A 14,136-nucleotide genomic window follows, 5' to 3' on the forward strand; every position below is an offset into this window, starting at 1 on the left:
TAGTCCCCTTGCCCCCGCCGAAGCCGCTTCTAGAGTGGCCGGCGATGCGACATGATCCTTCGGCGCCGTTCGGGCGCGACGCCCTTGCAGCCCCGCCCCGCCTCGGCGCCCGGCAGCGTGCCATCGCGCTGCTGGTCGGCGCCATGGCGGTCAAGCTTGCCTATTTCGCGGCGCTCGGCCGGCCCATTGGCTGCGACTGCGGCCTGATCTGGGCCATGCCGGACGATCCGGCGCTGAACTCGCAGGTGATGCTGGACCCCTACACGCTGATGCATCTCGTCTCGGGGATGCTGGTCATCGCGCTGGTCCGCAGGATCCGCCCGGACTGGGGGCCCTGGACACTGATGGGCGCCGCCATCGTCAGCAGCACCATCTGGGAGCTGGTCGAGAACCTGCCGCCGGTCGTGGCCGCCTTCAACTACGACCCGTTCGACCCGCTGACCTATTCCGGCGACAGCATCCTCAACGCCATGGCGGACGGGCTGGCGGTCGCCGCCGGCGCGCTCCTAGCGCTGCGGATGCGCGGCCTGCCGATCCTCATGGCCGCGCTGGCGGTCGAGATCGCCCTCTCCCTCTGGATCGCCGATGGCTTCGCCATCGGCATCTTGCGCGCCCTCGGCTTCTGGTCCTAGGCGCCCACCACCTGCCGGACGGCGAAATCCGCCGCGTCCTCGAAGGGCCGCAGGATGATGTCGGCGCCATGGCGGCGCAGCCGCGCGCCTTCCGCATCGTGCTGCGCCGACAGCGCGATGCGGCCCGTGAAGCCCGCCGCCTTCAGCCCGTCCAGCAGCGTCAGCTGCGGATCGCTTTCCGTCAGCGCCCCCCGCTCGCGCGGCACGGCCGAGACGACCGCCCGCACCCCAGCCAAGGGCAGATGCGCCACGAATTCCGGGTCTGTCGCATCGCCATAGGCGGCGGGCTGGCCGCTGCGGCGCCAGGCCTCCAGCGCCTCGGGGTCGAAGTCGACGCCCAGCACCCTCAGGCCCCGATCCGCCAGCCGCTGCCCGATCTGCCGCCCGTAGCGCCCTAGCCCGAAGAGGATCACGTCATGCGCCCCGGCGTCGGCATCCGCGACCGCCGCCTCGGCCGTCCCCGCCCCGCGCCGCTCGAAGATGCCCAGCAGCGGCTCGCAAAGCGCGTAGAGCTTGTGCGAAAAGGTGATCATGTAGACCGAGACCGCGATGGTCACGAGGCCGACCAGCGTCACCAGCCCCATCGCCTCGGGCTGGGCATGGCCGATGGCGATCCCCATCGCCATGAAGATCAGCGAGAATTCCGAGATCTGCGCGACCGTCAGCCCGGCCAGGAACCCGGTCCGCTTGCGATAGCCGAGCGCCCCCATGATCGCCAGCACGATCAGCGGATTGCCGATCAGCACGAAGAGCGAAAGCACCAGCGCCGGCCAAAGCTGCCCGCCAAGCGCCGACAGCTCCAGCCCCGCCCCGAGGTTGATGAAGAAGAACAGCAGCAGGAAGTCCCTCAGCGACGCGAGCCGCGCGCCGATCGCCTCGCGATAGGGCGTCGAGGCCAGCGACACCCCCGCCAGCAGCCCGCCCAGCTCCTTGCCGAAGCCAAGCGCATCGCCAAGCGCCGCCAGACCCGCCGCCCAGCCCACCGCGAAGATCACCAGCAGCTCGGGCGAGCGCGACATCGGCCGCAGCAGCCGGTCGGCCCCGTGCCGGATGAACAGGACCACCAGCCCCACCATGACGATCCCGCCCAGCAGCACCAGCCCGACATCGGCAGCCGAGCCGCCCCCGCCCATCCCGACGCCCATCGCCGACAGCGTCACCATCGCCAGCACCACGAAGATGTCCTGCACGATCAGGAAGCCAAGCGCGATCTTGCCGTGCAGCGCGCCGATCTCCTGCTTGTCCGAGAGCAGCTTCACGATGATGATGGTCGATGAAAACGTCAGCGCCACCGCCACATAGACCGAGGTCAGCGGGTCCAGCCCAAGCGCCAGGCAGATCCCGAAGCCGATCACGGCGGTGAAGCTCACCTGCCCCAGCCCCGTCGCCACCGCGACCCGCCCAAGGCTCTGCACCAGCCCCGGGTCCAGCTTCAGCCCGACCAGGAACAGCAGCACCGCGATCGAGATCTGGCTCAGCACCTCGATGAAATGCGTCGACTGCACCAGCCCCAGCACGTCCGGCCCCGCCAGCACCCCCACGGCGATGAAGGCCACCACCAGCGGCTGCCGCGCCAGCAGGCCCAGAAATCCCACCCCCGCCGCCAGCAGGATCAGGATGGCGATCTCGTAGAACACGCTCATCTCGGTCAAGCGCCACCCTCCCCTGCTTTGGTCATCAAATATCCTCGGGGGGTCCGGGGGGCGAAGCGCCCCCGGCGGCCGCGGGACGCAAAACCACCTCGAACACCCGCTCCTTCGGCCGGCACAGCACCGCGCCGCCGGGCGAGAACACCACCGGCCGCTCGATCAGCAACGGATACCGCGCCATGGCCGCGATCAGCGCCGCCTCGTCCAGCGTCGCGTCCGCCAGCCCCAGCTCCCGATACAGCGGCTCCTTGCGCCGCAGCAGGTCCCGCGCGCCGATCCCGAGTTGCGCCAGCGCCGCGCGCAGCTCGGCCTCCGAGGGCGGATCAGCCGCGTAATCTCGCACCTCCGGCTCGATCCCCGCCTCGCGCAGCGCGCCCAGCACGAAGCGCGAGGTCGAGCAGGTCGGCTTGTGCCAGATGACCCACCCGCTCATCGCCCGGCCTGCGGGATCGGCAGGGCGCTCGTCGCCTTGATCTCCTCCATCGACAGCAGCGCGGTGACGTTGTGGATCTTCACCTCGCCGATCAGCGACTGGTAGAAGCGGTCATAGGCCCGCGCGTTCTTTACCTGCACCTTCAGGATATAGTCGATGTCGCCCGCCAGCCGGTGCGCCTCGACCACCTCCTCGCGCTCGCGCAGGGCCTTGAGGAAGCGCGCGGCCCAGTCCTTGTCATGCTCGCTCGTGCGGATCAGGACGAAGAAGCAGGCCTCCAGCCCCAGCGCGTTAGGGTCCAGAATCGCCACCTGACGGCGGATCACCCCGGCCTCGCGCAGCTTGCGGATCCGGTTCCAGACCGGCGTCTTCGAGGCCCCCACCCGGTCGGCGATCTGGTCCAGCGACAGGCTCGCATCCTGCTGCAGCAGGGACAGAATCTTGCGGTCCACCTCGTCCAGCCGGACAGGCGTTTGCGGGTTGGTCAAATCTGCGGAACCCGGTTCCATCGGCGAAACCCTCTTGCGGCCTTCATCCTTATTTCGCAGCGGGACTCGCAAGAATCCAGAACGAAATTCTATATAGAACAGACCAACGGAAAGGTCCGACCGATGAGCAAAGCCTTCACCCCGAAGCCCGGCCGACCGGGCGTCATCACCGCAAACGACCTGCGCGAAGGCTTCAACGTCTGGATGTGCGAGGAGGGCTGGACCCCCGACCCCCGCCAGGCGACGCTCTACGAGGACGAGGCCATCGCCGAGCTGGCGCTGCTGAAGGCGGTCGGGCAGTCGGACAAGGTCGTCGGCCCCTACCTGGTCGAGGCCAAGGCCGGCCCGAACGGCCCCGAGCCGGTCCATTTCCGCGAGGCCTTCCGCCAGAAGGGCCCCTCGAACTATTTCCACGGCATCCAGGCCGATTGCGCCCAGAAACCGGAGAGCGCCAATGTTTGACGTCCGCCCCGTCGAGACCGACTACGTCCAGCACCGCGCGGCGCAGTTCCGTGCCCAGGTCGCCCGGCGCCTCGACGGCAGCCTGACGGAAGAGGAATTCCGCCCGCTGCGCCTGATGAACGGCGTCTACCTGCAGCTGCACGCCTACATGCTGCGGGTCGCTATCCCCTACGGCACGATCAGCCCCGACCAGATGCGGACCCTCGCCCATCTGGCCGAGACCTATGACAAGGGCTACGGCCACTGGACCACGCGCCAGAACATCCAGTTCAACTGGCCCAAGCTCGTGGACATCCCGGACATGCTGGACGCGCTGGCCGCCGTCGGCATGCACGCGATCCAGACCAGCGGCAACACGATCCGCAATGTGACCACCGACGCCTTCGCCGGCGCCGCCTTCGACGAGGTCGCGGACCCCCGCCCCTATGCCGAGCTGCTGCGCAGCTGGTCGACCGACCATGCCGAGTTCCAGTTCCTGCCGCGCAAGTTCAAGATCGCCATCTCCAGCGGCGCCAAGGACCGCGCGGTCATCGCGGCCCATGACATCGGCCTGCGCCTGATCGAGCGCGGCGGCAAGACCGGCTTCGAGGTCTGGATCGGCGGCGGTCTCGGCCGCACCCCCCTACTGGGCCAGGTCGTCCGCGACTTCCTGCCCGAGGAGGACCTGCTGCCCTACGTCGAGGCGATCATCGCGACCTACAACCTCAGCGGCCGCCGCGACAACAAGTACAAGGCCCGTATCAAGATCACCGTGCTCGAGCGCGGTCTCGACACGATGCGCGCCGAGATCGAGGAAGAGTTCAAGGCCCGCCGCCGCGACTTCCACGGCGCCGACCGCGAGGCGCTCGCGATCTTCAAGGACCGCTTCCGCGCGCCCTCGTTCCGCAACGCGCCGGTCGACGGCTTTGAGGCCGAGCGCGCCGCGAACGCTGCCTTCCGCAGCTGGACCGACACGAACCTGCATCCGCACCGCGTCGACGGCTATGCCAGCGTCGTCGTGACCTTCAAGGCGCCCGGCCAGACGCCCGGCGACGCCTCGGCCGAACAGATGCGCCTGCTGGCCGACCTGGCCGAGCGCTACGGCCACCACGACCTGCGCGTGATGCACGACCAGAACGTCGCGCTGCCCCATGTCCACAAGTCGGACCTGCCCGCGCTCTACGCGGCGCTGAAGGAGGCGGGGCTTGCGACGGCCAATGCAGGCCTGACCAGCGACATCATCGCCTGCCCCGGCATGGACTACTGCGCGCTGGCCACCGCCCGCTCGATCCCCATCGCCGAGGAGATCGCCGACCACTTCCGCGCCGCCGGGCTGGAGGAAGAGATCGGAAACCTCAACATCCGCATCTCGGGCTGCATCAATGCCTGCGGGCATCACCATCTGGGCCATATCGGCATCCTCGGCCTCGACCGGGCGGGGGTGGAAAACTACCAGATCACGCTCGGCGGCGATGCCTACGACATCCCCGCCATCGGCGAGCGTGCGGGCGCGGGCTTCCCGGCCGAAGAGGTCGTGCCGGCCATCGACCGCCTGCTGCGCGCCTATCTGGAGGTCCGCGAGGACGCCTCGGAACGCTTCATCGACGCCTATCGCCGGCTCGGCCAAGCGCCGTTCAAGGCCGCCCTTTACCCGGCGCAAGCCGATGCTTGACGGCAACCTCGACACGCGGGCGGGGCGGCTGAACGACCGCTACCGCCACCATGCGGCGATCGAGGTCCTGCGCCGCGCCGTCACCGATCCCGACCTGGGCAAGGTCGCGCTGGTCTCGTCCTTCGGGGCGGAATCGGTCGTGCTGCTGCACATGGTCAGCAAGGTGGCGCCGGGCCTGCCGGTCCTCTTCATCGACACGCAGATGCTGTTCCCCGAGACGCTGGACTACCAGCGCGAGGTCGCGGCGAAGCTGGGCTTGACCAACGTGCAGGTCATCACGGCCTCCGAAGCCGAGATCGCCGCGCATGACCCGGACGGCACGCTGCATAAGGTGAACCCGGACGCCTGCTGCGACTTCCGCAAGACGGTGCCGCTGGAGCGCGTTTTGTCGGGCTATGACGCCTGGATCACCGGCCGCAAGCGCTTCCAGAACGGCCAGCGCGCCGCGCTGGAGTTTTTCGAGCCGGAACCCCCGGCCCGCCTGCGCGTCAATCCGCTGGCGCATTGGCGGCCGGAGGACGTGCAGGACTACATGATCGAGAACCGCCTGCCCCGTCATCCGCTGGTCGCCAAGGGCTACCCGTCCATCGGCTGCGCGCCCTGCACCTCGCCCGTGGCGCCGGGGGAAGATCCCCGCTCGGGCCGCTGGCGCGGGCAGGAGAAATCCGAGTGCGGCATCCACTTCATCGGCGGGCGCATGGTCCGCGGAAAGGTCTCGGCATGAGCGAGCAACTGAACAGCCAGCCCGTCCTCGCCCGCGACGACGGCTTCCATCCGCTGGACCGCGAGGCGACCGTCACATTGGCGCCCGATACGCCGCTGGCTGATCTCGAGCAGCATCTGGACCGAGAGCTGCTGGCCATCGACTTTCCCAGCTTCAGCGACGGGCGCGGCTTCAGCCTCGCCCGCCGCCTGCGCGAGCTGGGCTACAAGGGGCGCCTGCGCGCCACCGGCCGGCTGATCGCGGACCAATACGCCATGGCCCGCCGGGTCGGCTTCGACGAGGTGCAGGTCGCGCCCGACATCGCCGCCCGCCAGCCGCAGGATCAATGGCGCGCCCGCGCCGACTGGAAGGACTGGGATCACCGCGCCACCTTGGCGGGTTGACGCCCACTCCGCTTCCCCAGATAGACGACAAGGACCCTACATGACGCTGGATATTCCCGTGACCGAGCCCGTGACCGAGGCTGCCAAGGCCAAGCCGACCCTTCCCGACGCCGCCACCGTGACGGCGGTGAAGCACTGGACCGACAGCCTGTTCTCGTTCCGCGTGACCCGGCCGGCGTCCCTGCGCTTCCGCTCGGGCGAATTCGTGATGATCGGCCTGCCCGGCGACAACGGCAAGCCGATCCTGCGAGCCTATTCCATAGCCTCGCCGAATTGGGACGACGAGCTGGAATTCTATTCCATCAAGGTGCCGGACGGGCCGCTGACCTCGCGCCTCCAGCACATCAAGCCCGGCGACCAGATCATCCTGCGCCCCAAGCCCGTCGGCACGCTGGTCCTCGACGCGCTGCTGCCCGGCAAGCGGCTGTGGTTCCTGGCGACCGGCACCGGCATCGCGCCCTTCGCCAGCCTCATGCGCGATCCCGAGACCTACGAGCGCTTCGAGCAGGTCATCATGATGCACACCTGCCGCACCGCGGACGAGCTGACCTATGGCGCCGAGCTTGTCGCGAACCTGCGGACCGACCCGCTGCTGACCGAGATCTATGGCGACGATTTTGCCAAGCGCCTGCTCTACTACCCGACCACGACGCGGGAAGCCTCGCCGCTGATGGGCCGGATCACGGACAACATCGCCTCGGGCAAGGTGCTGGCCGATCTGGGCCTGCCGCCGATCAACCCGGCCGAGGATCGCGCGATGATCTGCGGCAGCCTGGCCTTCAACGTGGATGTGAAGGCGGTGCTGGAGGGGCTGGGCCTGAACGAAGGCGCGAACTCGGACCCACGCGAATTCGTGGTCGAGAAGGCCTTCGTCGGCGACGGCGTCTGAGGCCGCGCGCCCAGCCCTTGCGGCTTTCTTCAAGGGCGGCCCTAGGGCCGCCCTTTCACATGCGCGGCTGCGACGGCCTGTAGCGGCTTCGCGAGCCGGCGTGACGCAAGCGCTAACGCGTCGGCTGATCGCGCGGCGAACACGCGCTTGTGGGGAACCCTTCTGTTTCCAGCCTGTTAGGTGGTCAACCAGATGACGATCCTTCGGGAAGGAGAACCCATGCGCCGCATCATTCACAACAGCACCGCAATCGCGGCCTGCCTGTCGCTGCTGGCTCCGCACCTCGCCCATGCCGAACTGCGGATCCCTGACGCCGAGGTCGAGGGCCGCATCGCCGCACAGGCCGAGCAGCGCCCGGCCGACGACGCCGCGCTTCAGGCGGAACTCGCGACCGGACTTCAGGCCGACGATCTCGAATGCGCCGATGGCGGCGAGCGCCCCTGCGCCGACGACGTGGCCCTGCTGACGCCCGGCGGGCTGGAGGTCGACCTGTCCGACTCGGGGCAGATCGTGCTCGCGAATGTCACCGTTCCGGCCGCCACGGCCGAGGCGGAACCCGAGGACGGGCCGCAGGACGGCGCCGACCTGAACATGCAGGAAACCGAAGCCGAGCCCGAGGCTGACAGCGCCGAGGAGCTGACCGCCGCCGACGCGCTGGCGGATGAGCCGGTGACGGCGCAGTCCGAGGAACTGGGCGACGCCGCCTCGGTGTCGGATCTAGAGGCGGCGCTGGCGGCCGAGGCGGACGGCAGTGCCGACGTCGAAGCCGAAGCCGAAATCGCCGAGACCGAGACCGTGGAACCCGAGCCGGCGGAACCCGCCGTGACGGCCGCCGAAGAGGCACCGCTGCCCGAGGCGGACACGGCTGAGACCGATACGGCCGAAGCTCCGGCGACGGAGCCTGCCGCCGAAACGGCGGCTGCCGAGGACGCAGCCGAGGCCGACGCTCTGGCGACCGATGCCGCGCCCGAGGCCGAGGCGACGGACACCGAAACGGATACGGCAGCGGATGCGCCTGCCGACGACAGCAGCCTGGTCGACAGCCTTGCCCGTGCTCTGGCCGGTCAGGACGATGCCGCCGACGCCCCGGCCGCAGAGGCCGATGCAACCGCCACCGCGGACGCCTCGGCCGAGGGCTCGATTGATCTGTCCACCGACACTCAGCAGCAAGAGCGCGCGGCGGCCCAGCCCGAACTGGCGCAGGTTCTGAGCGAGGAAGCCGCCGCCGGCCTGTCGCTGGCCGCTCTGACCGCCGCCGGGAACCGCTTCCTGACGCCGCGCGGCGTCGTCATCGAGGAAAGCGAGCAGGGCGTCTTCCGTCTCGCCGCGCCCGAGGCGCAGATGTACCGCGTCGAGGACGGCCAGATGGTCCTGCGCGCCGCCGAGGAGGACACGCGCGAGACGGAAGTCGCGCGCGAGGCCGCCGAGGCCAGCGAGCCGGTCAGCGCCGCCGCGCTGGAGGCCGAGGAAGGCTCTGGCGAGGTGACCGAGCAGCAGGTGACCGAAGAGAATAGCCGCTCCTCCTCGGAGGACTTCACGTCCAGCCTGCGCGACGCGCTCGCCACTGCCGTCACGCAAGGCCAGCAGCAGGCCCGCGATGCCCAAGCGGAAGCGCAAGCTCAGGCGCAGCCGCAGGCGCAGTCCGGCGGCTCGGGCAGCAGCAACGACCTGACCCGTGCGCTTCTGCTGGGCCTTGGCGCGGTCGCTGTCGGCTCGATGCTGAACAACAACCGGCAGGTCGCCCTCAGCGCGCCCGACCGGATCGTGGTGACGCGCCCCGACGGCAGCCAGGAGGTGATCCGGGACGATGTCGCGCTGCTGCGCCAGCCCGGCTCGACCGTCACCACCGAGAACTTCGACGACGGCTCGTCGCGCACCATCGTCACGCGCGCCGATGGCAGCCGCGTCATCACCATCCGCGATGCCAACCTGAACGTTCTGCGCCGCACGCTGGTCTCGGCCGACGGCACGCAGACGCGGCTGATCGACGACACCGCCGACGTGCGTCCGGTGGACGTGACGACCCTGCCCGCGCCCGCCCCGGTGCCGGCGCAGCGCGGCCTGAACGAGGATGAACTGCGCGTCGCCCTGCAGCGCGAGACGGTCACGGACCGCCAGTTCACCCTGTCGCAGATCCGCAACATCCCGGAAGTCCGCGCGCTGGTCGCCCCCGTCAACATCGAGGCGATCACCTTCGACACCGGCTCGGCCGCGCTCCGTCCGGACCAGGCCCAGCAGCTTGCCTCGCTCGGCCGCATCATCCAGGAGCAGGTGCGCGCCAACCCGCGCGAGATTTTCATGATCGAGGGTCATACGGACACGGTGGGCTCGGAAGCCTACAACCTGGCCCTCTCGGATCGCCGGGCGGAGTCGGTCGCGCTGGCGCTGACCGAGTACTTCCAGGTCCCGCCGGAAAACCTGGTGACGCAAGGTTACGGCGAGCAGTTCCTGCTGGTGCGCGCCGAGGGTGACATCCGCGAGAACCGTCGCGCCTCGGTCCGCCGCATCACGGACCTGCTGGCGCAGGCGCAGTAAATCCGCCAGCACCGACGGAGAGGCCCCGGATGATCCGGGGCCTTTTCACATTGCCGGCAGCGGCGCCGGGTGCTGCAGGATGTTCTTGACAGAATCCGCCCCCGCACGCCAAGGCACCGGGACCGTCCCAGATCGAGCCGCCTATGGTCCCGCATTTCCTGCCGCAAGGGCTGAACACCTATCTCATCAATCTCGACCGCGCGACCGAGCGGCTGCGGCGGATGGAGGAGAAGCTGGCCGCCGCCGGCCTGCCGTTCGAGCGGGTGCCGGCCGTGGACGGCAGCGCCCTCACCTTCCCGCATCGGGATTTCGACGCGTGGTCCTATCGCCACCTCCACGGCCGCCGCGTGATCCCGGCCGAGGTCGGCTGCTATCTCAGCCATGTCGAATGCGCCCGCCGTCTGCTGGCGAGCGAGGCGAGCCATGCGCTGATCCTCGAGGACGACGTGAGCTTCGCGCCCGACTTCCTGCCCGTCCTGCGGGCGGCGATGCAGGACGGCAGCTGGGACATCTTGCGCCTCAGCACGGTGAACGAGGGGCCGAAATACGGCTACCGCGCCCTGCCGGGCGGGCGGCGGCTGGCCAAGGCGCTGACGCGCGAGAAGGGCGCGGGGGCCTATGTCATCAACCGCGCGGCGGCCGAATGGATCACCGGCAAGCTGATGCCCATGCGGCTGGCCTATGACATCGCCTTCGACCTGGAATATCTGGACGGGCTGCGGGCGGCCTTCGTGGACCCTGTGCCGACGCTGCAACGGGACGAGGCCGTCTCGCAGATCCAGAACGACATCAAGGCCGCGAAATACCCGGTCACGCGCTACCTGACCGTGCTGCCCTATCGCGCCTGGCTGGAGCTGACGCGGCTCGCCTTCCGCGCCGGGCACCTGGCCTATCTGAAGATGGACGGCATGCCGCAGGGCCACTGGCTGAAGGCGGCGGTCCTGGCCGGGGCGGTCGTCCTGGGGATCGACGAGATCTTCGACCAGCTCTAGTACATCGACTCGCGATAGGCCTTCTCCAGCCCCTCGTCCAGCACCCGCTGCTGGGCCGGGTCTTCGGGCGCGCCCGTGGTCTGGTCGAGGATGATCTGGACCAGCGAGGGCATCTCGCGCCGGTCCTGCTGCTGCGCCGGGTCCCACAGCCTCGAGCGGCGGAAGGCCTTGGCGCAGTGCAGGAACACCTCTTCGACCGTCACCGCGATGGCGGCCAGCGGCAGGCGCCCCTGCACCTCCATCAGGGCCAGAAGGGCCGGATCGCGGGTGATCCGGGCGGTGCCGTTGACGCGCAGGGTGTCGTCGAAGCCCGGCACGATGAACAAAAGGCCCACGGCAGGCGAGGCGATGATGTTCGACAGCGTGTCCAGCCGGTTGTTGCCCGGGCGGTCCGGGATCAGCAGCGTGCGCGCGTCCAGCACCTTGACGAAGCCCGGCGGATCGCCGCGCGGGCTGACATCGGCCCGGCCCTCCGCGGTCTGCGTGCCGATGCAGAGGAACGGCGCACGCGCGATGAAGTCGCGCGCATGCCGGTCCAGATGCGGAAGGCATTTCTGCTTCGCGATCTCGTGCGTCGCCGGATAGAGCGCGCGCAGGCCCTCCTCGGTCTCGACCAGATGGGCCGGATCTAGCGTGCTGTCGGTCATGCGTCCCCCTTTGCGCCAGACTGGCAGGCGCGGCGCCCGCCTGTCCAGCGCTCAGGCGCGTCTTTCCTCGGCTTCCGGCGCGTCCATGTCCAGAAAGCCGCCCGACTGCCGCTGCCAGAGGCGCGCGTAAAGCCCGCCGCTCGCCAGAAGCTGCGCGTGGCTGCCCTGCTCGATGATCCGGCCGCCGTCCATGACGATCAGCCGGTCCATGGCCGCGATGGTTGACAGGCGGTGCGCGATGGCGATCACCGTCTTGCCCTGCATCAGCACCTCGAGACGGGACTGGATCGCGGCTTCCACCTCGCTGTCGAGCGCGCTGGTCGCCTCGTCCAGGATCAGGATCGGCGCGTCCTTCAGCGCCACCCGCGCGATGGCGACGCGCTGGCGCTGCCCGCCCGACAGCTTCACGCCGCGCTCGCCCACATGAGCCTCCAGCCCGCGGCGGCCGTGGCTGTCGGTCAGGCCAGGCACGAAGCCCTCGGCCTCGGCCATGCGCAGGGCGTCCGCGATCTGCGCGTCGGTGGCATCGGGCCGGCCATAGGCGATGTTCTCGCGCACCGAGCGGTGCAGGAGCGAGCTGTCCTGCGTCACCACCCCGATCGCCGCCCTCAGGCTGTCCTGCGTCACCCGCGCCACGTCCTGCCCGTCGATGGTGATGCGCCCGGACTCGATGTCGTGGAAGCGCAGCAGCAGGTTGATCAGCGTGGACTTCCCTGCGCCCGAGCGGCCGACGAGGCCCACCCGCTCGCCCGGCCGGATGTCCAGCGTCAGGTCCTCGAGCACCGGCAGCGGCCGGCTGCCCGCGACGCCGCCATAGCGGAAGGTGACGTTCTCGAAGCTGACCGCGCCCGGCCCCGGCAGCAGCGGGCGGGCATCGGGCGCATCGCGCACCTCGCGCGGCAGCGCGAGGCTGGAGATGCCGTCGCGGACCGTGCCGATGTTCTCGAAGAGGGCCGCGAACTCCCAGATGATCCAGTGGCTCATGTTGTTCAGCCGCATCGCCAGCGGCACGGCCACGGCGACCGCGCCCACCGCGATGGCGCCCTCGGACCAGAGCCACAGGCCGAGGCCCGCGACCGCCCCCAGAAGCGCCACGTTCAGCACGTTCAGCACGATGTCCTGCGTCGCCGACAGGCGCATCTGCCGGTGAACGGTGCCGAGGAAGCGGTCCATCCCCTCGTGCATCCACCGCTCCTCGCGGTCGGAATGGCTGAACAGCTTCACGGTGGCGATGTTGGTGTAGCTGTCCACGATGCGCCCGGTCATCGCGCTGCGGGCATCGGCCTGGTCTTGCGCCACCCGCCCGAGGCGCGGCACCACCCACCAGAGCAGCGCAGCGTAGCCGGCGGCCCAGGCCGCGAAGGGCAGCGCGAGGCGCCAGTCCTGGCTGGCCGCCAGCGCCAGCGCGCCGATGAAGTAGATCAGCACGTAGCTGCCCACGTCCATCAGCTTCATGGCGACCTCGCGCACCGCCAGCGCCGTCTGCATGAGGCGCTGCGCGATGCGGCCCGCGAACTCGTCCTGGAAATAGCCGATGGACTGGCGCAGCAGGTAGCGATGCGCCTGCCAGCGGATGCGCTGCGGGAAGTTGCCCATCAGCGTCTGGTGCAGGATCATCGAGCTGAAGAGGTTCAGCACCGGCATCACCAGCAGCAGCACCACCGCCATGAAGGCGATGCGGCTGCCTTCCTGCGCCCAGAACTGGTCGCGCGGCGTGTCGCCGAGCCGGTCGATCAGCTCGCCGAGATAGCCGAACAGCATCACCTCGATCAGCGCGATGGCGCCCGAGCCGAGCGCCAGCAGCACCAGCCAGGGGATGGCGCCGCGGCTGTAATGCAGCACGAAGCGCACCAGAGAGCGCGGCGGCATCGCCGGCGTCTCGCTTGGATAGGGGTCAATGCGCCGTTCGAACCAGGCGAACATGGTTCAGCCTCATGCTTGCAGGATGTGAATCTGGCCGGGAGGCAAGTGCTGGACCGGCAAGCGCCCGCTGTCAAGCCTAGGCTTCGGCTGCGGCGGGCTGCCGCGCGGGGAACGGCAGGGCGGGGCCGCGGGTTGAGGCGCACAGGCCCGAACGGCCGATCGACGTCTTGAGGAGACACCGCAATGAGCATCAACAATCTGCACGACCTTTACATCGACCAGCTTCAGGATCTGTACTCGGCGTGCGACCAGTCGCAGGCCGTGACCTCGGAACTGGCCGGCGCCGCCAAGAACAAGGATCTCGCCGAAGCGCTGAATTCCGGCGTCCAGGGCATCGCGCGCGGCATGCAGGTGATCTCGGAGATCTGCGGCCGCCACGGCGTCGATCCCACGGGAGAGCATTGCAAGGGCATGGAAGGCCTGGTGACCGAGGCCCGCAAGCACGGGCTGGAGGCCGATTTCGGCGATGATGACGTGCAGGACGCGGCGATCATCACGCAGTACCAGCGCCTGACCCATTACGCCATCGCCGGCTACGGCTCGGTCCGCACCTTCGCCAACCGCCTCGGCCACAAGGAGGACGCGGCGGCGCTGCAGGACTGCCTCGACAACACGCGCAGCGGCGACGAGCACATGACCAGCATCGCCGAAGGCGGCGTCAACAAGGCGGCGGCCGAGGGCTGAGGCGCGCCCCCCGCACCCTTCCGCCAAGGAAAAAGGCCGCCCCG

At 69.5% G+C, this 14,136-nt stretch carries 14 protein-coding genes; 9 read left to right on the top strand and 5 right to left on the bottom strand.

Annotation, left to right across the window (positions count from 1 at the left end):
- Positions 1–44: 44 nt before the first annotated feature.
- On the top strand, positions 45–632 hold the full coding sequence (locus BLP73_RS14565; RefSeq protein WP_090746183.1) for a DUF2585 family protein: 588 nt from the start codon (positions 45–47) through the stop codon (positions 630–632).
- On the opposite strand, the gene BLP73_RS14570 is transcribed toward BLP73_RS14565, so the two are convergent.
- Genes BLP73_RS14570 through BLP73_RS14580 form a run of 3 tightly spaced genes read right to left on the bottom strand, consistent with a single transcriptional unit; the run spans position 629 to position 3,223 of the window.
- On the bottom strand, positions 629–2,275 hold the full coding sequence (locus tag BLP73_RS14570) for a cation:proton antiporter (RefSeq protein WP_090746186.1): 1,647 nt from the start codon (positions 2,273–2,275) through the stop codon (positions 629–631). The genes BLP73_RS14565 and BLP73_RS14570 overlap by 4 nt on opposite strands.
- A 34-nt stretch (positions 2,276–2,309) precedes the next feature.
- The gene (gene arsC / locus BLP73_RS14575) at positions 2,310–2,714 is read right to left on the bottom strand and encodes an arsenate reductase (glutaredoxin) (protein WP_090746189.1); all 405 of its coding nucleotides are present in this window, start codon (positions 2,712–2,714) and stop codon (positions 2,310–2,312) included.
- Positions 2,711–3,223, bottom strand: a complete 513-nt coding sequence (locus BLP73_RS14580) for an Lrp/AsnC family transcriptional regulator (protein ID WP_090746192.1) — start codon at positions 3,221–3,223, stop codon at positions 2,711–2,713. The genes arsC and BLP73_RS14580 overlap by 4 nt, the downstream gene beginning before the upstream one ends.
- 102 nt (positions 3,224–3,325) lie before the next feature.
- Here BLP73_RS14580 and BLP73_RS14585 point away from each other — a divergent pair, with 102 nt between their 5' ends.
- The 7 genes from BLP73_RS14585 (at position 3,326) to BLP73_RS14615 (ending at position 10,838) form a co-directional block, all read left to right on the top strand.
- The gene (locus tag BLP73_RS14585) at positions 3,326–3,664 is read left to right on the top strand and encodes a DUF2849 domain-containing protein (RefSeq protein WP_090746195.1); all 339 of its coding nucleotides are present in this window, start codon (positions 3,326–3,328) and stop codon (positions 3,662–3,664) included.
- Positions 3,657–5,315 (top strand): nitrite/sulfite reductase, encoded by a 1,659-nt coding sequence (locus BLP73_RS14590; protein WP_090746197.1) that lies wholly within the window; start codon positions 3,657–3,659, stop codon positions 5,313–5,315. The genes BLP73_RS14585 and BLP73_RS14590 overlap by 8 nt, the downstream gene beginning before the upstream one ends.
- On the top strand, positions 5,308–6,039 hold the full coding sequence (locus BLP73_RS14595; protein WP_090746200.1) for a phosphoadenylyl-sulfate reductase: 732 nt from the start codon (positions 5,308–5,310) through the stop codon (positions 6,037–6,039). The genes BLP73_RS14590 and BLP73_RS14595 overlap by 8 nt, the downstream gene beginning before the upstream one ends.
- Positions 6,036–6,422, top strand: a complete 387-nt coding sequence (locus BLP73_RS14600; RefSeq protein WP_090746203.1) for a DUF934 domain-containing protein — start codon at positions 6,036–6,038, stop codon at positions 6,420–6,422. Before BLP73_RS14595 ends, BLP73_RS14600 begins: the two co-directional genes overlap by 4 nt.
- 40 nt (positions 6,423–6,462) lie before the next feature.
- Positions 6,463–7,311, top strand: coding sequence for a ferredoxin--NADP reductase (locus tag BLP73_RS14605; RefSeq protein WP_090746206.1), 849 nt, complete (start codon positions 6,463–6,465; stop codon positions 7,309–7,311).
- 219 nt (positions 7,312–7,530) lie between these two features.
- Positions 7,531–9,846 (top strand): OmpA family protein, encoded by a 2,316-nt coding sequence (locus tag BLP73_RS19930; protein WP_090746209.1) that lies wholly within the window; start codon positions 7,531–7,533, stop codon positions 9,844–9,846.
- A 143-nt stretch (positions 9,847–9,989) separates the two neighbouring features.
- Positions 9,990–10,838, top strand: a complete 849-nt coding sequence (locus tag BLP73_RS14615; protein ID WP_090746212.1) for a glycosyltransferase family 25 protein — start codon at positions 9,990–9,992, stop codon at positions 10,836–10,838.
- Here the strand turns inward: BLP73_RS14615 and BLP73_RS14620 are convergent.
- Both BLP73_RS14620 and BLP73_RS14625 read right to left on the bottom strand, forming a co-directional pair.
- Positions 10,835–11,485, bottom strand: a complete 651-nt coding sequence (locus BLP73_RS14620; RefSeq protein ID WP_090746215.1) for a pyridoxamine 5'-phosphate oxidase family protein — start codon at positions 11,483–11,485, stop codon at positions 10,835–10,837. The two genes, BLP73_RS14615 and BLP73_RS14620, sit on opposite strands and share 4 nt — an antisense overlap.
- A gap of 51 nt (positions 11,486–11,536) precedes the next feature.
- A complete protein-coding gene (locus BLP73_RS14625; RefSeq protein ID WP_090746218.1) occupies positions 11,537–13,408 on the bottom strand; it encodes an ABC transporter ATP-binding protein in 1,872 nt (623 codons plus the stop codon).
- 183 nt (positions 13,409–13,591) lie between these two features.
- On the opposite strand from BLP73_RS14625, the gene BLP73_RS14630 reads away from it, so the two are divergent.
- Positions 13,592–14,092: a YciE/YciF ferroxidase family protein gene (locus BLP73_RS14630; protein ID WP_090746221.1), complete on the top strand. Its 501-nt coding sequence runs from the start codon at positions 13,592–13,594 to the stop codon at positions 14,090–14,092.
- Positions 14,093–14,136: the final 44 nt, after the last annotated feature.

The sequence above is a fragment of the Paracoccus tibetensis genome, assembly GCF_900102505.1.
In the GTDB taxonomy this organism is placed as follows: Bacteria; Pseudomonadota; Alphaproteobacteria; order Rhodobacterales; family Rhodobacteraceae; genus Paracoccus; species Paracoccus tibetensis.

What these genes read in the sequence shown, in the direction of transcription:
- BLP73_RS14565 (WP_090746183.1), top strand. Translation starts at nt 45, where the DNA reads ATGCGACATGATCCTTCGGCGCCGTTCGGGCGCGACGCCCTTGCAGCC.
- BLP73_RS14570 (WP_090746186.1), bottom strand. Translation starts at nt 2,275, where the DNA reads ATGAGCGTGTTCTACGAGATCGCCATCCTGATCCTGCTGGCGGCGGGG.
- arsC (WP_090746189.1), bottom strand. Translation starts at nt 2,714, where the DNA reads ATGAGCGGGTGGGTCATCTGGCACAAGCCGACCTGCTCGACCTCGCGC.
- BLP73_RS14580 (WP_090746192.1), bottom strand. Translation starts at nt 3,223, where the DNA reads ATGGAACCGGGTTCCGCAGATTTGACCAACCCGCAAACGCCTGTCCGG.
- BLP73_RS14585 (WP_090746195.1), top strand. Translation starts at nt 3,326, where the DNA reads ATGAGCAAAGCCTTCACCCCGAAGCCCGGCCGACCGGGCGTCATCACC.
- BLP73_RS14590 (WP_090746197.1), top strand. Translation starts at nt 3,657, where the DNA reads ATGTTTGACGTCCGCCCCGTCGAGACCGACTACGTCCAGCACCGCGCG.
- BLP73_RS14595 (WP_090746200.1), top strand. Translation starts at nt 5,308, where the DNA reads ATGCTTGACGGCAACCTCGACACGCGGGCGGGGCGGCTGAACGACCGC.
- BLP73_RS14600 (WP_090746203.1), top strand. Translation starts at nt 6,036, where the DNA reads ATGAGCGAGCAACTGAACAGCCAGCCCGTCCTCGCCCGCGACGACGGC.
- BLP73_RS14605 (WP_090746206.1), top strand. Translation starts at nt 6,463, where the DNA reads ATGACGCTGGATATTCCCGTGACCGAGCCCGTGACCGAGGCTGCCAAG.
- BLP73_RS19930 (WP_090746209.1), top strand. Translation starts at nt 7,531, where the DNA reads ATGCGCCGCATCATTCACAACAGCACCGCAATCGCGGCCTGCCTGTCG.
- BLP73_RS14615 (WP_090746212.1), top strand. Translation starts at nt 9,990, where the DNA reads ATGGTCCCGCATTTCCTGCCGCAAGGGCTGAACACCTATCTCATCAAT.
- BLP73_RS14620 (WP_090746215.1), bottom strand. Translation starts at nt 11,485, where the DNA reads ATGACCGACAGCACGCTAGATCCGGCCCATCTGGTCGAGACCGAGGAG.
- BLP73_RS14625 (WP_090746218.1), bottom strand. Translation starts at nt 13,408, where the DNA reads ATGTTCGCCTGGTTCGAACGGCGCATTGACCCCTATCCAAGCGAGACG.
- BLP73_RS14630 (WP_090746221.1), top strand. Translation starts at nt 13,592, where the DNA reads ATGAGCATCAACAATCTGCACGACCTTTACATCGACCAGCTTCAGGAT.